The organism is Paenibacillus sp. FSL H7-0357 (assembly GCF_000758525.1).
Taxonomy (GTDB): Bacteria; Bacillota; Bacilli; order Paenibacillales; family Paenibacillaceae; genus Paenibacillus_AQ.
In genome coordinates this window covers 2,709,138-2,732,749 of sequence record NZ_CP009241.1, presented here as the reverse complement: position 1 = coordinate 2,732,749, position 23,612 = coordinate 2,709,138, and the positions used below count along the sequence as shown (strand labels likewise).

Sequence of the window (23,612 nt, the reverse complement as noted above, 5' to 3'; positions counted from 1 at the left end):
TGTTATGATCAAGACAACAAGAGTACCGGGAGGGATTATCCATGCGTATTGCCTTGTTTACGGACACCTATCTTCCTCAAACCAACGGAGTCGCCCGCACGCTTCAACGGCTTGCCGGCCATTTACACCGCCGCGGCATCGAGCATCTGCTCTTCACCCCGAAATCCGCCCCTGAAGAACGTTTCGCCGATCCCGTCCGTCCGATTGCCAGCATCCCCTTTTTTCTGTATCCCGAGTGCCGGCTGGCGCTGCCCGTCATGTCCTCCATCCAGCACGAGCTGCGGTCCTTCCGGCCTGATCTGCTGCATATGGCCACCCCGTTCAACATTGGTCTGTACGGTCTCCGCTATGCCCAGAAGCAGAACCTCCCTCATGTTGCCTCCTACCACACCCACTTCGACCGTTATCTTCAATACTACCGGATGAGAAGAATCATTCCGCTCTACTGGAAATACATGAAATGGTTCCACCGTTCCTGCGATGCCATCCTGGCCCCTTCGCGGGAGACAGAGACTACGCTGCGTTCCCATGGCTTCACCCGGCTCCGGTTATGGTCGAGGGGAATTGACTGCGGTCTGTTCACACCGGAGAAACGCAGCGGACAGGTACGGGAGCGTTACGGAATTACGGCACCCGTAGTATTGCTTTATGTAGGACGGATTGCTCCGGAAAAAGATATCCCCACTCTCTTAACCGCCATGCGGCAGCTGCCGGAATCCACGGCTGCGGCGGTTCATCTGCTGGTGGTGGGAGACGGCCCGCTGCTGCCGGAGCTGCGGGCGCAGGCGCCGCGCAATGTCACCTTCACCGGGGGCAAGCACGGGGAGGAGCTGGCAGAGCTGTATGCCTCGGCAGATGTATTCGTGTTTCCCTCCAGCACGGAAACCTTCGGGAACGTTGTTCTGGAAGCGATGGCCTCGGGCCTGCCTGTGATCGCTGCCGGGGCAGGCGGCACAACGGATCTGGTCTTGTCCGGTGTGACCGGGTCATTGTTTGAACCGCATCATCCGGGAGAACTGGTGAAGGAAATATGCTCTATGGCGGATCAGCCGGAGCAACGGATGGCTATGGGCCGGGAGGGACGGCGGCTCGCGCTCGGCCGCTCCTGGGAGCATATTTTTGACGGCCTGATCCGGGATTACGAAGAGGTGATTGAGAACCGGCGCTCGAAGAGCCGAACGGGGATATTTACAGCCTAGTGTAAAGAGGTTGACGGATTTCCCCCGCTGGTGCAGGGAGGGATCGCATAATTTTGCCCGCAAAAAACAGCGCGTTTCCTCCCCTTCGAAAAGGGTAGAGAAACGCGCTGCAATCCCTACGCTGCACAATCAATAATTACAACATTCTGCTAAAGGTAAAACAGCTTTGTTCTTCACTTTTCGGTATCCAGACCTTTGCAGAGCGCCAATTCTTTGGTCTTACATTCGGCATATTTATTCAGCAGATTACTGGCATGGTCCGCCATTCTCTGGCGCAGTGACGGAGGTTCAAGCACTGTAAGCTGATGGCCGTACAGCAGCAATGTTCCGAACCAGCCGTTCTCCTCTTCCGGGACGGTAAAGCCCATGACCAGTTCCTGATCCCGGACTTCTATAAGCACCGCATTGGGGAGCAGCTCCTCCATCAGCACCCTGAGACCTGCCGGGCATGCAAGCTTAACGGTTATGTACGGCCGGTGATCCTGCGCCTCCGCCAGCAGACTTTCCGCATCTCGATGCATTGTTGAAAAGGTCCCGTCCGTGGCCCGAAGCTCCCGGATTCGGGAAAGGCGGAACAGCCGGTATCCGCAATGGTCACAGCAATAAGCGAATAAATACCATGCATACCACTTATAGGTTAAGAGCAATGGCTCGACATTTCTGTCTGCCACCTCATTCCTTGCATTGGTATATTGAATGTGAATCACCTTTTTCTGGCGGATGGCATGCTCTATAACTTGAATCGCCTCTCCCGTGCCCGCTCCCTCCCTTAGAACCCCCAAATCAAGCTGAATGGGCTGCGGCGCTGCCTCCTTCTCCGGTGTTAAGGACATGATTTTCTCCATGGTATCCTCTGCGCGTCTGCTGCTGTAGCCCGATACCAGCCCCTTCAGGGCGGCCAGAATATAAGCGTAATCCTCGGACTGAAGCAGCTGTCTGTTCATTTTGAAGCTGTCGAGTATGTAATAACCTCCATTAGTGCCTTGCAGCGATCCCACCGGAATCCCGGCGAGCCCAATAGATTCGATGTCACGTTGAATCGTACGCGACGAAACCTCGAATTTATCGGCCAGTGCACGGGCACTGACTACCTCCCGATTGAGCAGATAGACTACGATTCCCAGCAAACGGTTAATTTTCATCCGATTCACCTGTTTCTTCTCAAACTGATTCTATCATCCGATAGATCCGGGAGGTTTGTAAAGGATTAGTCTGACGATTCGTCATTCTAACAATTTCTGAGTTTCTACTTGAAACTGATCAGAATAAGCTTTCAGATTGCCGGCAAGTCCCGCGAGCTGCCCGGAGACGATTGATAATTCTTCTGCGGACCGCTTCTGTTCCACTGCACTTGCCGCAACTTCTTCAGACATTGCCGAAGTCTCTTCAGTTGCCGAAGCTATGTAGCTTAAATGTTGTTCTACTTCCTGCCGGATAGTGTGCATGTCCGCCGTACGGCCTTGCAGCCGCTGTGCCAGCTCCTGCACTTCAGCCGAAATACTGCTGACCTCTCCGAAAGCTTGAAGACAATCAGCAATCTGACTCTCCTGTTCCTTAACCGCCGCTATATTCTCATCGAATTGGCTGCCCATACGATGAGTCTCTTGTACAAAGGACCCCAGGATTGCATCAATCTCCTGAATAGATTGTTCGGATTGCCGTGCAAGCTGGCCCATTTCTCCAGCGACCACCGCGAAGCCTTTACCCGCATCACCAGCTCTGGCCGCCTCAATAGAAGCGTTCAGTGACAGGATCTTTGTTTGTTTCAGAATACTGTGGATTTGCCCGCTGATCGATGAAGCCAGTTGGGATTGCGCCGTCAGTGATCTGGAAATCTCCTGCTGGTGCCCGACCCGCTTAGCATTCTCCCGTCCCTTCTCCAGCAGTGCCTCATGTTCACGGGTAACCTGCATTTGAACAGCAAACAACCGCTCTGAAGTATCAGTAAATTGATGCACATATGAACCCACTTCATCCATAATTTTGCCGAGATTATCTGAATGCTTCACCGATTGCTCTGTTTCCTCAGCCTGCTTCATGGAACCCGCAGCAATTTCCTCAATCGCACGGGACAGCTCTTCGGTCTGGCGCTGGTTCGTCTGGACCGTGTTGGCTATATTGCCCGAGGACTGCTGCAGCGTACTTGAGCCTTGCTGTATTCCAACAATGATCTTCGTTAATTGCACGACCATCCGGTTAATCAATCCGCTGATATCGCCCAGCTGGTCTTTCGTGATATGTCTTGAGATCACTTTAAGATTCCCGTCTGCGACCTGCTCGAGACTAGACTTAATATCACGAACCTGCCTTAGGATTCCCCTCACCACGAACAGCATCATCAGCAGCGATAGAATCAGCACAACAGCAAAAATAGGGATAACCGTCCGATAGGAGTCAGCCAAAGTTTCTGCTGATATTTGATTCACTGCCTTAGCAGAAATATCAATGCCTAAATAACCAATAATCTTACCCCCTGAGTCCTTGATGGGCGAGAATGAAGATAACAGCTGGCCCCAGGTCGGATCATTAACAATACCCGTGGTGACTACTTCACCACTTAATAATCGCTTCTCAATCTCGGGAGCAAATTTCATTTCACCCCCATAAGGACTATAATCAGGGTCATCCCATCCTGCTCCGTCTACCGTATACTCCCAACCCTCGGAAGTCTTATTATACATGTATACATATAGCGCCCCTGATTGAAGACGTGCTGTAATGAGCTCGTTTCTAAGACGTTTGTATTCATTGCTTTTCTCTGAAGCATTGGCATGTAGTTTCTTGATAGATTCGGATTCTTGGCCCAGCAGCTGCGTGGTGTTCACCGCCAATTGCTGATTGTTATGCTGCATCGTAGTTAATGAAGCACTTGTACTGGATGTTATTGTGGACCACATAATCAGTACACCCATAGCCAGCAGCGGAACCAGAATGATCAAATACAATTTCAATCTTAAATCAATCTTCATTTTACTGGTGTGTCTCACGTTCTGTTCCCCCTTTGATGTAACTATATGGAATAAATAAAGACTGCTATAATCGCGGTACTCCAAATAGCACTTTATATTTATCGTATTGATGAGGGTTTAAATTAAGAGGAATGCAAAAAACACAAAAAAGCCCCGTGCAATAGGATATTTCATCCAATTCCACAACCTATATAGACCCTTTTTCCCCAAACGTTAACTGTTTCCGGGCACAATAGAAGGATCATTCTGCAGAGGACATCTAATTCCTTATATAACAAAAAAGAAGCCGGGCATCTGCCCGGCTTCCACTTCAGCTGTCGAATGCAGCTTCATTCATTGACTTCGGAGTTCTATTTCACCGTAGCATTGTACTGGCCGATTTTCTCGGTAATCTGTTTGCCGGCATCCTCCAGCGCCTGTTTAGGCTCTTTTTGTCCGTTCAGCGCTTCTTCAATCGCACCTTCAACAATCTGGCGTGCTTCGGGGAATACGCCCATTACCGCACCCGAGGTCGCCGTTGAAGCACTCGAAGCATGAAGCTGATCAACAGCAGTCTGGAACTGCGGATATTTCACCATATTATCCTTGAGCACCTGCTGCTCATAAGCAGCCTTGTTAATCGGGAAGTACCCGGTGCTTACACTCCATTTTGCCTGAACCTCCGGTGAGGCCACATATTTGATAAATTCCCATGCCGCCTTCTGCTGCGCTTCCGGTTTGTTGTTCATAATATACAGGCTGGCTCCTCCGACAATCACTCCGCCGTCCTTCGCCGAGGCAGGTTTCGGCAGGAAACCTGTGCCAACCTCGAATTTGCCGCCAGCCGCCTCTACCATATTGCGCAGCGAAGCCGTAGAGTTCAGTGTCATCGCTACCTGACCTGCAGCGAACGCGCTATCCGTATCATCTGTGTCCCGTCCCAGATTGGCGACTACTTTATCGTCGACCATCTTTTTCCACCATTCCAGTGTGCTTACACCGGCATCCGAAGCCAGCAGCGATTCTGTGGCAGCGGCTTCGCGCCCATTGCCGTTATTAACATAATCTGCGTTCTGATTGGCAAACAGCTGCTCCATGAACCAGCCGTAGATGGCAATTGTCGCTCCGGCTTTACCGTCTTTGCTTAATGCTTTGGCAGCGGCTTCGAATTCCTCAAATGTCTTAGGCGGGTTCTCAGGATCAAGTCCGGCTGCTTTGAAAGCATCTTTATTATAATAAAGAATCGGATTGGACGTATTGAACGGCATCGCATTCAATTTATCGTCAATCGTATAGTATCGGATAATGTTGGGTTCCAGACCTGACAGATCAAAGCCGTCCTGGTCGATAAACTGCTGCACCGGTGTGATCATCTTCGAATCAATCATAAACTTGCTGCCGATTTCATAGACCTGGATCAGATCCGGTCCGCTGTTCGAGCCGATGGAGGCTTTCAGCTTGTTCAAGCTTTCATCATATTTACCCTGGTACACCGCTTCCACCTTGATGCCTGTCTGGCTGGCATTGAAGTCGGAGACAATCTGATTAATCGCTTTTTCACCCGCACCGGACATAGAATGCCACCAGCTGAGTTTTACCGGAGCGGCAGCGGCACTAACTTCCCCATCACTGCCTGAGGAGGTGCTGCCGGCTGCATTATTGTTCTCATCTGCATTTGAATTGTTGCCGCAGGCAGCAAGAACCAGCATCAGGCTCGCAAGCAATGGAACCATACCCTGTTTGAATTGTTTCATTCTAAGTATCTCTCCCTTTTCCCCTATAATTTGGATTGAAGAAGCTATATACGTATTCATCATCTGCAATAAGCAGCTGAATAGCTTTTAGCTCTGTGCATCCAATCCTTACCCCTTCAGTGCACCGGCCGCCATGCCCCGGACAAGCTGCTTCAATCCGAATACCAGCAGCAGCAGCGAAGGCAGAATGGCCAGTGTGATTCCGGCAAATACCAGATTCCACGAGGTTGCTTCCTGAAATTCAAGCATGGAGATTCCGATCTGCACCGTCCGCATCGGTTTGCTGTTCGTAACAAGCAGCGGCCAGAGATAGGAATTGTACATATTCAGAAAAGAGTAGACAGCCAAGGTGCCCAGTGCCGGTCTGGAGAGCGGCAGCATATGGAACAGAAAGTAGCGAATATGCCCGCAGCCGTCGATTTTGGCTGCCTCAAACAGCTCTTTGGGCAGCTGCATAAAGAACTGCCGCAGCAGGAAGGTGCCGAAGGCCGTCGCCAGAAAAGGTATGGTCAGACCCTGATAAGTATCCAGCCAATCCAGGCTGCGTACAGTCAAATAATTGGGAATCATCGTCACTTCCCAGGGAACCATCATCGTGGCCACGAACAGGCTGAACATCAGTGATTTCCCTTTGAAATTCATCTGGGCAAAGGCATAAGCTGCCAGACTGGCGGTGATTAATTGGCCGATCATGACAATGCCGGATACCAGAAAGGTATTGCCAATAAAGGTGGCGATCGGAATAATATCGAACACTTCGCTAAAGTTCTCCGGATGAAAGGAGTGCGGAACGATGGACGGCGGATAAGCGCTGGCCTCTTCCGGGGCCATAACGGCCATGAAGAAGCTGTAGAATACGGGATACAATACCAGTGCTGCCACCACAGTGAGCACACAGTAGGTAAGTACTTGTCCTGCTTTTGGCTTTTTCATTGATAGTGCACTTTCCTTTCCACCCATTTGAACTGGATCAGCGTCAGCAGCATAATAACCAGAAACAGCATCAGTGCCTGGGCGCTGCCCGTTCCGAAGCGGAAGTTGACAAAGGCCTCACGGTAGATGGAGTATACAAACACGTTGGTACTGTTCATCGGTCCGCCGGCGGTTAAAATATTGATCTGGCCAAACGCCTGGAAGGCACTAATGATCGAAACCACGAGCACGAAGAATAAGGTCGGGGACAGCAGAGGCAAGGTGATCTTGTGAAATACCGTGACTGCTCCCGCTCCGTCAATTCTGGCACTCTCATAGATTTCGTCCGAAATGCCCTGCATTCCGCTCGACAGGATGATGTAATTGAACCCGAGATTCATCCATACTGTCATTAATGAGATAGACAGCAGCGCGGTATCCGGATTGACCAGCCATGCGACCGGCGTCATCCCGGCAAGCTCCAGCAAGTAATTCAGCATACCCAGCGTGGGATGAAACAGGAATTTCCAGATCACTGCCGCCGATCCAACAGACAGCACCATGGGCAAAGAGAAGGCGAATTGGAACAGCCGTTTGCCGCGCAGCTGATTGTGGGTTAGCGCCGCGAGCACAAGTGCAAGCAGCAGGCCGGTCGGGACCGTCAGGAGGGCAAACAGCGCCGTCACCCGGATACCGTCCAGAAATAGTCCTGAAGTGAAAAGGGCTGTGAAATTGTCAAAGCCGACATACGCTGCGATTCGTCCCGCCGGGTCCGTACTATGCAGACTTAAATATACGGATTTCAGCAACGGGTAGAATAAAAACACACCGAACAGCAGCAACGAAGGAGCCAGGAACAGGTAGGCAAGCATATTCTCCTGAACCTTCAGCTTGCTTAAATATGCCGGCCGTAAGGGAACTCCAGCCGATGCCGCTTTTTCTCTTGCAGGCAGGGTTAATGAATTCTCTAGTTCACTCAAAATGGAAGCCTCCTAATGACCTAACAGTCCGCTTTTATCTTCTTACTACCTCTGCAAGTGTAAGGCTTGGATGTCAACGCAGCATCAGGAGGATGGCAAGCCAGCGTTAAAATTATATAAATTTTGTAAACGGAGAGATAAATTATCTCAACTATTTATACAAAAAAAGGCCTCCTCGATTTCTCAAGAAGGTCTCTGCTTACACTTGTTATTCTGCCGCTTTCTCCTGATTCAGATTCAGCCACTCCTTACCAAGCACACCATAGGCAAAAGTATCATGCCATTTCGGCATACCTTGTTCATCGGTTTTAAAATAGCCCGTCTGGAGAAAATGCCCCTCCCGCCGCAGCTTCAGCCGTTCGAGCAGCCGCCAGGATGGTGTATTCCGCGGATCACAATGGGCGGTTACCCGTCTAATGCCTAGAGTATTGAAGCCGTACTCCAGCAATGTACGGCAGGCTTCAGCCGCATAGCCGCAGCCCTGATACTCACGGTTGAACACATAGCCAATCTCCCAAGTCTGAAACTCCTGCGGATGCTGCTCCTGAAAGTATAAGTTACCGATTACTTTGCCTGAATCCTTCAGGCACACTGCCCAAAATGCCTGATCCGTGGAACGTCTCACCGCCTCAGCATGGCTGTCTTCTTCATTGTAAACACCATAAGGCTCATATTCTACAACCTCCTCGCAGGAAAGATATTCATGCAGGTCCTGCCCATCTTCCGCTCTGAATCTCCTAAGCACTAAACGCAACGTTTCCAAAACTTCCATTAACCCTCACCCTCTGCTGCTTTGATTATGAAGAGACCTTCAATTCTTTGACGAATTGTAGCGGACATTCACCGCCAAGTTATCGCCCATGCCGGGCGCACAATCAAAAAACTGCCCTCCCTGCAAGGGAAGGACAGTTCTCGAACAATCTGCCGGATACTCGGAGGTTATGTAGGCTCAAAAAATAGAAGAGATATTAAAGACGGGTACTCGAATTCAACAGTTTCAAGGGAAGTGACAGCCTGATTATGCTCCTCCAACTTGATCATTAAGGATTACAATATGAGACGGATTTGAAGGCAACACCGGCAAAAATAAAATGGCTAAAAAACTGGTAGCTACTAACAACAAGGTCAGCTTCTTTTTCATTTTCCCACACCCTTTTTAATAAATTTGTGATACTGTGTCAGTAATTCAAACAACGCAAACTCTTTAAATCTCTCTGGTAAGCCTACACAAATGATTATATCATAAACTTTTCTTTTTGTTGTATAATTTCCCAAATAAAAACTGACTATTTGACAAAGATATACAGTTTTTTTCATCCGGCAATTACTTAGATGCATATGTAAAGAATTAATAGCTGCTAGATACTACTAATAACGAGGTCAGCTTCTTTTTCATTTTTTTCCCATACCTTTTGAATAAATATTTGATACTGTGTCCGTGTTTCAGGAGGGGCATATTCTTTAAAACTTTCAAATAGGCCTACACAATTGATAATAGCATTATTATTGTTTTTCGCACCGTACGAGTCCATACTTTCCAATAAATACCTAAATCCTTCTGCATACATTGCTTTATTTAGGTAATATTTTGACAACTCGTAACTAAACCGTGCTGTTTGTTCAGGAATAACCTGCCGGGTATAAACATCAGAAGCAAGGTCTTGTTCATAAGAGTGAATCTGAGATTCGAATTCAACTAAAATGTGATCGATATCAAAAGAATACTGATTAGCTGCTTCAATGATATTAAGGAGCTCAGTAAAAATTTCTTTTTTGCCTTTAGTAATTTCAACAAGGTCAGAAATCACACTTTGATCTCCGCCTCGAAGCTTATTTATATAGGTATTGACTTGTGCCCAATGCTGAAACAATTCAACCCAATGTAACGTCTCAGGGTCCGTCTCTTTGACCCAACTAAGATCGGCATAAGCATAGGTGCATTCCAAGGCTTGCTGAAAATCTCCTCTGGCGTCCCATACACTTGCAAGAAGCAGGTTCGAATAGGCTATGTATACAAAGAGCGGTAGGCTGGTTGCCAAGTCCTCTTGCATTCTTTCTTCTTTGCGGTGTTTGCTAAAATACTGTATCCGGGCCTTCCGGCCCATCTCCTGGGCAAGCTCCTCAACCTTGTCCCACCGCCGTAAAGAACGGTAGATATTCGCTAAATCTTTAAGTGCATCCAGCTGATCCTTCTCATCTAAACGTTCGACAAAAGGTTCAAACTGACAGGCCGCCTCAAAGTTCTGGATTTGGTCATCTCCAATGCTAAGCGTGAAGAGACGGTATTGGCAAAAGGCCAAACGTTCGGAATGCTGGCGGATTTCACATCTGGCCACATTATCATACAGAATCGCGGCAGAGTCATTCCAGTTTCTCTTGAAAAAATCATTGGCAACATCAAAGAGCAAGGGTGCGTAGGTCAATTCCTCTAGAAGAATAGTAACCGTCTTCAGAACGCAATCCAGTTTGTTTAGTTCTGCGCAGCGGTAAAGAAACGGTCCGATCCTTCGCCAATTAGGCGTCGCTTCTATCATACTTTCCTGAATATAATTTTCGTAAAAATAACCCGCAGGCAACGAAAGCACCGCGGTCACCCTGTCAACCTGATCCACGCTCATTACCTTATTGCCCTTTAATATGGAGCTTATAGATCCTACATTTATACCGATGGTTCTACCCAGATTACTCATATTCCAGCCTTTTTGTTTCATGAGGTTATCCAACTCGCTGCGGATCGTGGTTGTAGCTATCAAGTAAACCACTCCTTCAGAATCAACTCGTAGCAACATATGAGAGAAATTTTATTATATTACAAATATAACCATAGTTTTACCGTTGGTCAATTGAAATATATATTTCATAGTTTTGGCATCATCGTGTATAATGGTTATCTATTTTTTTTGGCAATTCAGTTTCCATTGTATTGCAATAAAGCAAGACGGGGGATTTCTCCCCCGCATCCATTCCTTCTTATGCAGATATGTCAGCGACCAAATTTTTCATCCATTTTCTGGAGTATATTCGTATCAGTCCAATGCTAAGTCTAACCACTTCTTCCATGGACAATATCATGTATACCAGAAATACAGGTTGTTTCCAGACAAATGACATTAATAATCCGGAAGGGACACCAATCAGCCATGTCGCAGTGGATTCCATCGCGAATACAAACTTGCTGTCACCGCCGCTGTTGAGAATGCCGCCCGCCAATATCATGTTGGCAACCTTCACCCACAGGAATGCAGCGAATACCCAAACCAGGCGGGTTCCCATGTGATGCGCTTCATCTGACACCTGAAAGATAGATACATACAAAGGTGCAAATACGGCAATCAACACGCCGATTCCAAGGGAAACCAGGATACCCAGCTTAATGAACCGCTTTGAAAAATCCAGTGCCGCATCCTGCTCGTCGGCCCCCAGCTTATTCCCAATCATGATGCCGGCCGCGCTAGAGAGCCCGGATAATAAACCGATACTTAAGCTCTGAAGCGGATAGGTTATCGTCATCGCGGTTATTTCAGAAGTTCCCATCCGGCTGTAAATAATGGCGTACACAGTTTCACCCAGCACCCAAATCAGCTCGGTCAATACGATCGGATACGTAGTGCGAAGGAACTTCCCAAGAAGCGTCCCGGATGCCCCGAACCAGTCACGGATATGGGTTGCTCCGGGAAGACGAAGCTTATAGGCAGCTGCGATGATAAAGCAGCATTCAAACAAACGGGCGATAAGTGTAGCAATGGCTGCTCCTTTTAACCCCCATTCCGGAAAACCGAATTTCCCGAAGATTAGCAGATAGTTAAGTATAATATTAATGCACACTGCAGCTATGCTGGTTATCATAGGGAGCTTCACATGTCCTGTAGCACGCAAAATAGCGGAATAGATCATCGTCAGCATGACCGGAATATAACTCAGAGAGATCACTTTCAGAAAACCGGACCCCTCTGTGATCAGCCGCTGGTCCTTAGTAAATAAGCTGAGACTGAATTGCGGGAAGAAATGAATGGGCAACGTAAAAATAATCGAGATGCCCATTCCTAGAAGCAGTCCTAATCCCAGCAGCTGCGCGGTGCTTCTCTCATCCTTCTTCCCCCAGAACTGCGCGGCATAAATGGATACTCCTGTCGCCAGTCCGGCCAATACTACAGTTATAATCCCGTATATTTTTATCGATATGCCTACAGAAGCAACGGCCACATCACCGAGTTGTCCGACCATCAGCTGATCGGTTAAGGTTAGCAGTGCCATAATCAGGCTTTGCAGAGTTACAGGAATTGCTATTTTATAGATATTGCTATAAAAATCCGCCTTTGAATCTTTTAACATTACCGGGCCCTCCCATCATCGTCATACAGCCTTCTGATAACGAAGCAGTGTATAGTTTTTTTGCGGGAGAACTTCGACAACCTTGAACTTCTTTGCAAAGCTCAGGTCATTATATCCCTTGCCGTCAACAAGCGTTATATTGGTCTCGCCTCCGATAATAATCGGCAGCTGCATTAAGATGATTTCATCTACTAAATCCTGGTCAAATACATTCCAGTTTAGAAATCCGCCGCCTTCTATCATAATGCTGTGCACGTTGTAGCTAGCCTCCAGTTCACGGAACAAATTCACAAAATCCACTTTGTCCTCTCCGCAGATTAACACCTCTTTATTCCTGTTCTTCAAAATACTTATCTTCTCAGGATCCTGACCATTTTCAGTGGTAACGATCAGCGTTCTGCCGTTGTCGGCAAAAACATGGCTGTCCAGTGAAATATCCATATGTGAGGTGGGGATAATCCTCAGCGGGTTATTATTCTCCTCATACCGGTTTGTCAGCATCGGATCATCATTTTGTATTGTATTTTTCCCTACCATAATAGCGTCAACTAAGCCCCTGAATTTATGAATATATTCAATATCAGGTTCCTCGAACATACTGAACAATTGTTTGCTGGACTGCCCCGCACCTAAAGTAAGCTTTCCGTCGATTGACACTTGGCTAAAAATAGTCGTTTTCATGGTTTTCCCTCTTCTCTATAGAGTTTGTTGTTTGCTGCTTCCGTTCACATGCTCTTCCATTAACACCAACAATCTCGCGGCGTCTTCTTGAGACAAATATTTCAAGCCTGCGGAGATGGCATCCCAGACATCCCTCATAACCGGCTCAATCGGCATGTTACGCGCACTTTCAAGGCAGGAAATCAGTTTAGCCCTGACCGGTGAGGCGGTAACCCTGATGTCCTCCAACACCCCGGTATGCACTGGAATCCGCTGTACACGCTCCGCCCATTCCCGTTGACTACTTTCACTCAGCAGATAAGCGGCAAATGATAGAAGCTCGTCCGCTTGCTCCGATTCCAAAGAATTCTGCGGAAATACCAGACCGATGGATGAAGCCATTGAGACTGCCGGGTTGCCAATAATAGTCGGCAGCGCACCTACTAACAATCTGTCTCGCATATGAAGGTCTAAATAATTGTAAATCCATTCCCCGCAAATGATGGCACCAATCTCTCCGGCGATAAAACGGTCAAGGAGTTCAGTTGAACCGTGAAAACTGCCAAGCACCCCTTGGGCAGTTTGCCGCTGAACAAACCGCAGGGCTGCTTCCATTTCCGGAGTTGACAGATCAGGTTTCCCTTCCTTCAGCGGCCAGCCTCCAAATGCAGTCAGGAATGGGATAAAGCAATACGGGTCTGCCAGATCAGAGGCAACCGGAACAATTCCTTTAGCCATGAGCTCCTCCGCCTGTTGTTCAATCGCTTCCCACGAAGCTGGAGCCTCCGGATAGATTTCCGAGTTGCAATAAAGCACCAGATGATTGCCTTTCAGAATAGGAATACCATACTGTCTGTCGCTCGACCGCATGGAGTAACGGATATCCTTATCAGTGGAGCCGGACATGGACCAGAATTTCTCTGGAATCTCCGAGTACATGGCTGCTTCCCCATAGCCGGCCATATCTGCTGGAACCAGCGCCATTTGCGGACCAGCCCCGGCAGTTTTCACCTGCTGTAAGCCAGCGGTCAGTATGGAGATATTCATGACTTTCGGAATAACGGGAACACCGAATTCAGAGCTATACTGACGGCAGAGTTGCTCCAACACCTCTATGGAGGTATCTCCCTTCCCATCGAATTCATGCCAGATATTCAGTTGCTGTTGCTGTACGGTTTGTTTGTTCATAGCAGTCCTTCCTCCTTGGTCATTTGATCAGTTCCATTAATAGTACCAGCGCCTGATAAGGCCGCATCTCATAGGTTTCTTCGCTGCCAGGCTTGTCCCATCCGCCCTGTTCGCTTTCTATCAGCAGATTTGTCTTTTTAGACCCCGGATAGATAAGCTCAGTCTTTAATGTCTGCTCTTTTTCCGGGTTCAAATTAAAACAAACACTGAACAGCTCATCTTTCAAATAGTAAGAGTAGATCATAATATCGCCTTGTGAATCGGAAAGATAAAAGTTCGTTGGCTTCAGCAGATTAGAGTGTTGTCTCTTTATCTGCTTTAATTGCTCCAGGAGCGGCAGCAATGTGGATTCATTGGTCCAGTTGATCGTCATGGTATTGAAAAAAGCTTTTGGAATATCTGCACCGCCGGTATTATCCCCGAGACCGCAATTGAGCGGCTGTTCCTCATATACTTCCATTCCTGTAGTCAGATAGGGAATTCCGTTCGGAAGGAAATAATTGAACACCGTCATGAGACGGGCCAGCTCCATCCCGCCCCGGCTTGTAATTCTTGGAGTATCCGCCGTTTCCGAGCAGGCAAATACGTGGATCTGCAACTCCGGAAGTTCCCGCAGGTACTCCTCCAAGCGTTCGACACGGATATCGGTCATGATGTTCCACCCGCTGCCTAACATCACATTGTATCCGGTTCTTGCCGCTTCACGGTGGTTGCGATTGAATAAATCCTCACTGATCAGAATCGCTGTTGGCTTAATATCTTTAATCACCTTGAACATAGATTCCTGTAAGGGAACCGGGAGCGTGTGTCCAATATCCATCCGGAAACCATCAATGTTATAGGTGTTCAATTGGAAACAAGCAGCCTCTATCAGCGTGTTCCATAATTCCCGGTTCGGCTCCTCTCCCGGGTATACATTGCACTTGATCGTATCAAAAAGTACGTATGGCGGTTGTCCTTCAGGTAAATAAGACCGGACCAATGGAGAGGGATCATTGTACAGACGAAAGAAGGCAACATCTGTCCAGATTGGCTGAACATCATTAATCCAATCCGAATGTGCGGGGGCCGGGGTAATCCCCATCTCACGTTCGATCATCGGTAATATGGATTCGCCTGACTCAAGCGCGCGCCGTTTGATGTCACTCCAAAGGGCTGCATCCAGTTCATTCGGCGGCAGACGGAATTGGTTCAGAAAAACCAAGGTTTCATCGCTGCGGTAAATGGTTTCCAGCTTATCAGGTGTGCATTCGGCGAAGAACTCCAATTCGGCGATTTTCGGCGGCTGGAATCCCGGCAGCACTTTAAGATCAATCCAGTAAAACCATTCCGGGTGTTCTGCCAAAAAAACATTATCTCTTGCACTCACCCGCGGAATTAAATCAAGTACTACTTTGATATCCAGCAAATGGCAGGCCTCAACCAAGGTCGCCAGCTCATCATGGATGGTCAGCTTCTCCATACCGTCCAGCAACGAATCATGTAAATTCTCATCTAAATCAAACAGGCTGTACACGGCATACGGCGAACCAATATCCCCCTTGAGATTCAAATGGCTGTACTGGGTTACAGGCAGCAAGTACAGGATATTGACATTCATTTTTTTTAGCATTGGCAACAGAATCATAAATTTCAGAAACGTTCCGGACTGGATATTTCCGGTATGGCTATAATCCCAGGCTGAGGTATAACGGAGCAAGGAGCAATAGATGACACTATTATCTAAATCTGTCTGGTCGATATTGACGTAACCCGAAGACAACTCAAGCAAGTACTGCAGATGCTTAACCATAAACCCTGCCGGATCAACGAGAATTTCGCCATCCTTGTTATCCAAGGCCGACAAATAGCCGCACTCGTTCCACAAAGCGGGTATCCAGATGGGTTCCACTTTATTAAATTGGCAGCCAGCAAAATATTCAAGCATCCGGTTTATTCTTTCATCCCGTCTGATCATTGAGCGCATCTCCCTATGAAAGTTCTTTTCAGAAAACAAACACCGTTTTTAGAAGCGGCTTGTCCGAAGAAGCTGCAGGATCCGGCACATGTCCCAGCAACTCCTGAATGGCGGTCCCGGATTGATTCAAACTGTACTTGCGTGTAATCAGGGAGGATACTTCCGGTACATCCTTCGCAAACTGAAATGCATCCGCAAAGGTGTTCAGGTATTCACCGGCTCCCAGGAGCCTTACTGCGTTCTGGGTATAAAAAGTTGGTGAGATTGTATACTGGTATTTCCCATTGATGCCGAAGGGGATTATCGTACCGCCGCGCTCCACCCACTGTTCCGCCATCTCCATCTGTGTGCCCACCGTATCCATTACGATGTTAAATTTCTTCTCACCCAGAATGCTGGACACCAGCTCCGGGGTCAGCTCCTCCGGCGGGCAGGCATAGTCAGAGATTTGCTTCGCCTTTGCCAGCCGGCCTGCATTGATTTCCGTGGAAATAGTAGTGCACCCTATGCGTTTGGCAACTATTTGACATAAAAGCCCCATCGGACCGGAACCAAGAATTAACACCGAGTCACCTGCGCTGATCCTTGCTTCACGGAAGTTATGCAGAACACAGGCGAGTGGTTCAACGGCCAGTGCCGCTTCCCAACTCATTTGTTCAGGTAATTTATACAAATACTTTTCATCAGTAACAAACCAGGGAGCAAAAGTGCCATTTTTGTTCAATCCGGCAATCGGCATGCCCTGTCCATCCGTTCCGATGCAGAGATGTTCTTTACCTTGACGGCAAAATCTGCACTCGCCGCAGCTTTGATTGGGATCAATGACTACTCTGTCGCCTATTTTCAGGCCTGTCACATTCGCCCCGGTTTCGATGACAGTTCCTACAGCTTCATGACCGCGTATCACTCCAGTAATACCAGGTTCTTTTCCTGTGATGACAGCCAGATCGGTTCCGCAGATCCCCGTCATTTGAATTTTTACTTTGACATCAGTTAAAAGCGTGATCGCCGGGATGTCCAGTTCAGACAGATTCAGTCCCTGCGAACACCATACCAGTGCCGGCATCTTCTCCGGTAATGCACATTCAGCTTGTTCTGATCTCATTGCCTAATCCCCTCTCCGTTTCCTTACATTTACTTTCTTTTCTTTTCACACATTTCCAAATCTATTCACACCAACTCCATACGCCTCCTTTGTTTCTGGAAAAGATAAAATCAGAAGTTGTGCAAACGTTTGTTCAATTGCATTTTTTATACTATCATATATTTTTTGAAATGTAAGGAATTTTTTGTCGAATATTACATCATTTTTATTTTTTCTATTTCATATCATTAATGATCACCAAAATATGACTGCATTCGTTTATTGGGTCCATCAATCTCAGCTCAGGAGATCGGGAATAAATTCCGGTCCAACAGGCTCGCTCTGCGATTAGAAGCCAGGCTAGGCCTGGCCTTCTTGGTCTAATTCACTTATAAGTTGTCTCTCGCCGATCTATTATTTTCACTCTTAGCGTTTCTTCTATCCGTATCATTTGGCAATCTGTCCTGCCTGTATATTGCATTAAAATTTTTTTCTGTAGACCACTCCCTGCCGCGCAGGTTACGACTTTGATCCAGCAATGTTACCTATTTGCGCACGGAATTCGTGAAAATATGACAAAAACTGATTTTCATGAAAGCGCGCCTGTGAGGCGCACATAAAAAACCGCAGCGACATCAGCTGCGGTTTTCCGTTCGAATATACTGTTTTCTCCAAACTCTCCGCCAAGGGAATAACCTGCAGTTTTATTTACGCAGGCCTCCCAGGATGGCTCCCTTTGCAAAAAGCCGCTCAATATGACGCTCCACCTCAGGATCCGGGATTAACGGCGGGGCCTGATGCGGTTTCGTACGGGCGTCTATAATGACATTGTCGCAGGACCAGTGCTTGTTCTCCACTACACTGTTCACGCCATATATATCATGTGAAGGGTTGCTGCGTGTGAAGGTCGCCCATAGGAAATTGTTCAGGGTCCCGCTCATAAACTCGCTGTCATCACACAGAATAATCATCGGCAAGGAAGGGAGCGGACCTTGTTCCTCAATGGCGGTGCACAAAGACCTTAGCTGCTGCTGCGCTTCCTTGTAATTAATGAATGCCGGACCTTGCAGGGCAACGATGCCCGGCATCACCATTCTGGCCTCCCCAAAGCCCTGCAGCCGGGACAGAACCTCCGGCACTTCTGTGCACAAGTTTCGCTTCTGCTCTCCCACTGCTGCAAAAATCACCTTGCTGCCGCTGTTTATCCCTGTGCCGGAATAATCAAGCGTATCAATCGTCGTATTGGTCTGAAAATGAATGTCGCGGTGAAGGTTAATCCGCTCCAGAATATAGGTCAGGAAATCAACCACATTATGAGTGCTTATGGCCCGGTCCTCCTCGGCCGTAATGAACAGATACTTGGCCAGACTAAGCTGGCCGGTTCCCAGGATCCGGTTGGCGATGGTAAGAATCTCCGCCGGCTGCTTCAACTGCTGATAAGGCGTGTACCGTTCGCTGCCAATGGCAAACAGCAGGGGATGTACACCCGAAGCATCGACCGCGTGTACTTCTTTCACTCCCGGGATCTCCTGCTTCACAGCGCCTCCGGTCAGTTCATGAATCAATTCCCCAAAGGCGGTATCCTCCTGCGGCGGCCGTCCCACTACGGTGAACGGAAAGATCGCCCCTTTCTTGGCATACACCTTATGTACTTTCATGACCGGGAAAGGATGCACCAGGCTGTAGTACCCCAAGTGGTCGCCAAAGGGACCTTCCGGTTTGGTCTCACCGGGATGTATTTCCCCGGTAATTACAAAATCCGCATCTGCGCTGATGCAGAAGCCGTCTACATAGCTGTAGCGGAAATGGCGTCCGGCCAGCAGGCCAGCAAAGGTCATTTCGCTTAAGCCCTCCGGCAGCGGCATGACAGCAGACAATGTGTGTGCGGGAGGACCGCCGATGAAACAGCTCACTTTAAGCGGTTCGCCCCGCTTGTTCGCTTGGGACTGGTGGATTCCGATGCCGCGGTGGATCTGGTAATGAACCCCCACTTCCTTATTCACTTCATACTCATTGCCGCTGAGCTGAATACGGTACATGCCCAGGTTGGAATTCATTATGCCCGGCTTGTCCGGGTCTTCCGAGTACACCTGCGGCAAGGTTACAAAAGCCCCGCCATCTCCCTGCCAGTGCTTAATCTGCGGAAGGTCGGAGATTTGAATTTCCTCGAAGCCTGCCGGGACACCGCCGAGTGTCTTAAGCGGCAGAGCCTTTCTCGCGGCCAGCCCTGTACCTATATATTTAAAGGGCTGCTTGAGCGCCTTCATCGGATCATTACGCAGCGCGATAACATTCTGCGAAGAATCCCAGGTATCCCGGAATATAAACTTGCTGCGCTCAATGGTCCCGAAGAGGTTCGACACCGCACGGTACTTCGAGCCTTTGACATTTTCAAATAATAATGCAGGGCCGCCGGCCTCATAAACCTTTAAGTGGATCGCTGCCATCTCCAGCAGGGGATCCACTTCCTCATGAATACGGATCAAATGTCCGTGCTTCTCCAAATCTATAATGCACTCTTCCAAATTGCGATAGGTCATGGTCTTACTCCAATCTGCAGAAGAAATATGAACCTCTTTATTATAGCAAAAAGCCCTCTTGATTTCTCAAGAGAGCTTTTCCTTACAAATCTCCGGTAAATTCAATTTCATTATAGGAGTAAAAAGATTGCAGAATCCTCTCACGGTCATCCCCGAAGAGCTGATCGGCCACCCCAGCTACAAGCTTGGGTATGGCGTTCCGGATGCCTGAAATCGCCGAAGCGGACAACCCGCAGCTTGCTAAAGCGGAATAGTTAAATACAAACAAACCATGCAGCAGCTTCTTCCCGTCTTCCCCACGGCTTTGCAGCGCAAACCCCGGGCTGAGATAAGGATGCGCATCAAGCAGCGGATTTGCCTTATCTTCCGGAGCTTGATAGCAGTCGCTCCAGCGGGCGATATAGCGCTCAATCAGCCGCAGCTCGGGCCGCAATCCGGGATCACTGAGCAGGCCAGTGCTGACCACAATATAATCAAAGGCAAACTCTCCCTTGGGAGTTGTTACTACCGCTCCGCCCGGAGCAGCCTGAACTTCAAGCCACGGGGACCCGAGATGCAGCGTGAAACCGGGCCAAGCCGCGGCACGGGCAAAGGTATCATTGGTCGGTGGCTGATTGTACTTGAAGAAATGGGAGATCACCGCATACTTATCGTCATCCGCCAATGTATGAAACCTTTCAATCATCCCCGACATTTCCATCTGGCGAATCGGGTTGACGCTCGGCAGCTTCTCCCGCCGTACAAAGACATGGGCTTCGGCTGCACCTTCGGAGAGCATGTAATTAGCATTATCGAAGGCTGAGGCTCCGCCGCCCAGAATGGCGATTTTTTTGCCCTTCAGTGCGCTGAAATCAATGGCCTCCGAAGTATGTGCGTACAGATGCTCCGGCAGATTGCCGGCAATGAGCGGCGGCACATGCCATTCACCGCCACCCTGAATGCCGGTTGCCAGCACTACCTTCCGGGCCAGCAGCAACCCGGAGGGTGCTCCCGGGCCGGCAATGTGCAGGCGGTGCAGCCCCTCTTCTCCAGGCTCAATCAGCTTCAGCTTCACCTCATTGATGACAGGAAGTCTGAGCACCTGCCGGTACCAGCGCAGATAGTTCATCCATTCACCGCGCGGGATTTTGTCCATGGCCGCCCAGCCCTCGGGACCAGCCTGCGCTTCCCACCAGGAGCGGAAGGTCAGGGATGGAATCCCCAAATCAATGGAGGTCAAATGCTTGGGCGTGCGCAGTGTAACCATCCGGGCATAGGTCTCCCAAGGCCCCTCTGACCCTTCACTGTTCTCGTCAATGACCAGAATGTTGGATATCCGTTCACGCAGCAGTCCAAAAGCCGCTCCCAAACCGCTTTGACCGCCTCCGACAATAACAACATCGTAGACATGCCCTTCCAGATGCTCCAGAGGACGTACCCAGTCCGTACCGCCATAGGCCAAATAGGAAAGGTCCGTTTGTACTCGTTCATTTAAAGTTTCCAGGCTCATCATACCTCAGACCTTTCAATGGCATCTTTAGGATATCAAAGTGCATGGCTCTCTCCGCCAACCTTCACGCTGATACTGATGGCCACATTATATCTTGAATGCTGCGCCTTTTAAATATAAATGTTAGGTTTATTGTCATTATAGCTAATTTCCTGCCAACCGATTGTACATAATCACTAATATTTAAGCTTATTAGCTAGCTGTATATTGACAAACTAAGCTATTGCACTCCACACCTTCTTGTCCATGGAATAAAACATGCCATTCACTCCAATTCCAGAAGAGATTCTCCGCTAATGATTGTTCCGTGATTGATCCCTTCACAAATCTCTTTCATGGAACCCGGCTGGTCAAAGTTGAATACATGCATCGGAAGATGATAATCCCTGGCCAGGATAAACGCTGACTGATCCATGACCTTCAAATTATGCTGAAGCACATCGTTGTAATGCAAGGATTTGAACTTTCGGGCCGCCCTGTCATGTTTAGGATCTGCACTAAGTACACCATCCACCCCTTGTTTGGCAACCAGCAGGGCATCACAATTCACCTCGATCGCTCGTTGAACCGAAGGATAGTCTGTTGTCACATAGGGCTGACCGTTCCCTCCGGCAAAAATCACGATGTACCCTTTTTCCAAATGGTGAATTGCCCTTAGACGGATATACGGTTCAGCAACGGATGTAGTCGGTATTGCTGTCATTACGCGCACTTCTCTGTCAGATTTGGCCTTGAGTACTCCACGCAGCATCAAGCTGTTGATGACGGTCGCGAGCGTGCCGATATTGTCAGCCTCCGCTCTTTCTATGCCCCAGCTCTCCGCCATGTTGCCACGGAATATGTTGCCTCCTCCGATCACGAGTGAAACCTCAACGCCCAGTTCCACCACGGACATAATTTCACTCGCGATATGCTCCATTTTTTCCGGTTCAAAACCAAATTCCGTCTTTCCTGCCACTGCCCCGCCGCTTAGTTTAATAAGAACTCTTTTGTACCTTACCAATCTCTACACCTCCGTATAATAAAAAAACACTAAAGCATAAAATGCTTTAGTGTTTCAATAAAATGAAAATATGAAGATTTGAAAATGAAAGTGCTGTTTGATCGCCGCTCTTCCGTTCCCGCTTCATATTTCCACCTCTTCCAGTATTTTAATTCAATCTATTGTATACTCATCGAGAAGAAAATAGCAATGGCTAATGTCTTAATCTGATTTCTTGAAGAAATAACGGCAGGCCGCTATTCACAGTTCATTCCCTCTTTTTCTCTCAGAAGCAGAGTTTCATACATCTCCCTGACCATGATTATTGCCTCATCAATCTCCAGCTTTTTTGTACTTGAGTGGATCAGGGTTCCCAGCCCGATTAAATAGATGGCGAGATTCAGAAAAACCCGCTTAAGTCTGTTTTCTGAGGCTGAATTGAGCAGTTTGCTATGACGCATGTAGGCCATGCTTATGGCTTCGCCTATAAATTCTTCCTGATCCAGATCATAGCTCTTATAACCGGAGAGATACACAGATCTGAACAAATGCTGTTCTTTCTTGGCAAAATGCAAAAATCCGATAGCCAAATTGAGGGCAGGTGAATAGTACCCATCCTCATAACTTGTCATGCTGTAACGCACATGATCTACAACCCTCTGATACGCCAGGCTTTTGATCTCCTCCATATTTCCGTACAAGCTGTAAATCGGCTGGGTGGAGCAATTCAGCTTCTGCGCGATATTTCGGGCTGACAACATTTCAAGCCCTTGCTCCTGCACAATGGCAAATGCCGCCTGAATAATTTGCTCTTTCGTAATATCTGATTTCGGCGGCATGATCTGCACCTCCCCTATGAATAACGCTTGTGCTATAACGAAGGTTATTAAATAATAATAGGATTGTCAATCCTTCCCACTATTCCTGCATGGAATAATTTTCAAATAAATGGTACATTCAAAATATAAAATAACCAGCCAATATTGTAGGCATGGTTAACTTAGAATGGAGGAAATAACCTTGGAAGAGACTCCTGGCTCTAACCTTTTTTATTTATCCGAGAACGGTTTTTTGATCATTAATGCTTTATTAGGAATTACAATCATTATAGGCATCCTATTGGCATTATCGTTTTTTCGCAAAAATCTGACTGGAAAGAAACTAATGTTATTTGGCGCCGAACTGATTTTTTTAGGACTCATTTTTAATGCTATCGTTGATTACAAGGTCAGATATCCCAGCTTGAGTTTTCTGACTATATTACTAGGAGCAATAATAAGTGTTATTGGTCTTCTCAGTAAGGATTAAGTTCTACCGATTTCTGCAATTCAGCTTTTCTATATAGATTGAACTTAAGGTTTTAGAGTACAGGATCAGTCGCAACTACGGTGAATATTTGGACTTCCGGCCGCTGTTGTCTTCAAATTTCTTGATTTTAACCGCTATTAGCGGTAGAAATCCGAAGACTGCTTATGCTTTCGATGCTAGCTTTCCTTCGGAAAGCTTTCAGGCGGACACTACCGCTCCTCCAGTTCCAAAATCCCCCTCCGTTGCTCCTTTCCCTTATCTCAAGTTTTAAGTTCAATA

General features: G+C 47.9%; 19 protein-coding genes. 2 read left to right on the top strand and 17 right to left on the bottom strand.

Going from position 1 to position 23,612, the window contains the following annotated elements:
- Positions 1-41 precede the first annotated feature (41 nt).
- Positions 42-1,199 (top strand): glycosyltransferase family 4 protein, encoded by a 1,158-nt coding sequence (locus tag H70357_RS11765; protein ID WP_038589392.1) that lies wholly within the window; start codon positions 42-44, stop codon positions 1,197-1,199.
- Between the two features lie 173 nt (positions 1,200-1,372).
- On the opposite strand, the gene H70357_RS11760 is transcribed toward H70357_RS11765, so the two are convergent.
- From H70357_RS11760 to H70357_RS11685, 17 genes are all read right to left on the bottom strand, one after another.
- Positions 1,373-2,341 (bottom strand): helix-turn-helix transcriptional regulator, encoded by a 969-nt coding sequence (locus tag H70357_RS11760; RefSeq protein ID WP_052091986.1) that lies wholly within the window; start codon positions 2,339-2,341, stop codon positions 1,373-1,375.
- Positions 2,342-2,422: 81 nt separating this feature from the next.
- Positions 2,423-4,186 (bottom strand): methyl-accepting chemotaxis protein, encoded by a 1,764-nt coding sequence (locus H70357_RS11755; protein ID WP_038589389.1) that lies wholly within the window; start codon positions 4,184-4,186, stop codon positions 2,423-2,425.
- A gap of 332 nt (positions 4,187-4,518) precedes the next feature.
- Complete coding sequence (locus tag H70357_RS11750; RefSeq protein WP_038589385.1) at positions 4,519-5,901, bottom strand: ABC transporter substrate-binding protein; 1,383 nt, start codon at positions 5,899-5,901, stop codon at positions 4,519-4,521.
- 108 nt (positions 5,902-6,009) lie between these two features.
- Positions 6,010-6,834 carry a carbohydrate ABC transporter permease gene (locus H70357_RS11745; protein WP_038589382.1) on the bottom strand — a complete coding sequence of 275 codons (825 nt, stop codon included), beginning with the start codon at positions 6,832-6,834 and terminating at the stop codon, positions 6,010-6,012.
- Complete coding sequence (locus tag H70357_RS11740) at positions 6,831-7,685, bottom strand: carbohydrate ABC transporter permease (protein ID WP_442950472.1); 855 nt, start codon at positions 7,683-7,685, stop codon at positions 6,831-6,833. The genes H70357_RS11745 and H70357_RS11740 overlap by 4 nt, the downstream gene beginning before the upstream one ends.
- A 316-nt stretch (positions 7,686-8,001) precedes the next feature.
- Complete coding sequence (locus H70357_RS11735) at positions 8,002-8,565, bottom strand: GNAT family N-acetyltransferase (protein WP_038589376.1); 564 nt, start codon at positions 8,563-8,565, stop codon at positions 8,002-8,004.
- A gap of 246 nt (positions 8,566-8,811) precedes the next feature.
- Positions 8,812-8,934, bottom strand: a complete 123-nt coding sequence (locus H70357_RS36900) for a hypothetical protein (RefSeq protein ID WP_269322513.1) — start codon at positions 8,932-8,934, stop codon at positions 8,812-8,814.
- 217 nt (positions 8,935-9,151) lie between these two features.
- Positions 9,152-10,546, bottom strand: coding sequence for a helix-turn-helix domain-containing protein (locus tag H70357_RS11730; protein ID WP_038589373.1), 1,395 nt, complete (start codon positions 10,544-10,546; stop codon positions 9,152-9,154).
- Between the two features lie 217 nt (positions 10,547-10,763).
- Positions 10,764-12,125, bottom strand: coding sequence for an MATE family efflux transporter (locus H70357_RS11725; RefSeq protein WP_038589370.1), 1,362 nt, complete (start codon positions 12,123-12,125; stop codon positions 10,764-10,766).
- 21 nt (positions 12,126-12,146) lie between these two features.
- Positions 12,147-12,806, bottom strand: a complete 660-nt coding sequence (locus H70357_RS11720) for a RibD family protein (RefSeq protein WP_038589367.1) — start codon at positions 12,804-12,806, stop codon at positions 12,147-12,149.
- A 15-nt stretch (positions 12,807-12,821) separates the two neighbouring features.
- Entirely contained in the window at positions 12,822-13,973 is a 1,152-nt protein-coding gene (locus H70357_RS11715; protein ID WP_038589364.1) for a sugar ABC transporter substrate-binding protein, read from the bottom strand.
- 19 nt (positions 13,974-13,992) lie between these two features.
- Positions 13,993-15,930 carry an alpha-amylase family protein gene (locus H70357_RS11710; protein WP_038589361.1) on the bottom strand — a complete coding sequence of 646 codons (1,938 nt, stop codon included), beginning with the start codon at positions 15,928-15,930 and terminating at the stop codon, positions 13,993-13,995.
- 28 nt (positions 15,931-15,958) lie between these two features.
- Positions 15,959-17,035: a zinc-dependent alcohol dehydrogenase gene (locus tag H70357_RS11705; protein WP_231578416.1), complete on the bottom strand. Its 1,077-nt coding sequence runs from the start codon at positions 17,033-17,035 to the stop codon at positions 15,959-15,961.
- A gap of 683 nt (positions 17,036-17,718) precedes the next feature.
- On the bottom strand, positions 17,719-19,554 hold the full coding sequence (locus tag H70357_RS11700) for a UbiD family decarboxylase (RefSeq protein WP_038589358.1): 1,836 nt from the start codon (positions 19,552-19,554) through the stop codon (positions 17,719-17,721).
- Between the two features lie 82 nt (positions 19,555-19,636).
- Positions 19,637-21,043, bottom strand: coding sequence for a flavin-containing monooxygenase (locus H70357_RS11695; protein WP_038599301.1), 1,407 nt, complete (start codon positions 21,041-21,043; stop codon positions 19,637-19,639).
- A gap of 265 nt (positions 21,044-21,308) precedes the next feature.
- A complete protein-coding gene (gene pyrH / locus H70357_RS11690; RefSeq protein ID WP_038589355.1) occupies positions 21,309-22,046 on the bottom strand; it encodes a UMP kinase in 738 nt (245 codons plus the stop codon).
- A 236-nt stretch (positions 22,047-22,282) separates the two neighbouring features.
- The gene (locus H70357_RS11685; RefSeq protein WP_038589352.1) at positions 22,283-22,864 is read right to left on the bottom strand and encodes a TetR/AcrR family transcriptional regulator; all 582 of its coding nucleotides are present in this window, start codon (positions 22,862-22,864) and stop codon (positions 22,283-22,285) included.
- Positions 22,865-23,045: 181 nt separating this feature from the next.
- Between H70357_RS11685 and H70357_RS11680 the strand changes: the two genes are divergently transcribed.
- Entirely contained in the window at positions 23,046-23,333 is a 288-nt protein-coding gene (locus H70357_RS11680) for a hypothetical protein (protein ID WP_038589349.1), read from the top strand.
- Positions 23,334-23,612 lie beyond the last annotated feature (279 nt).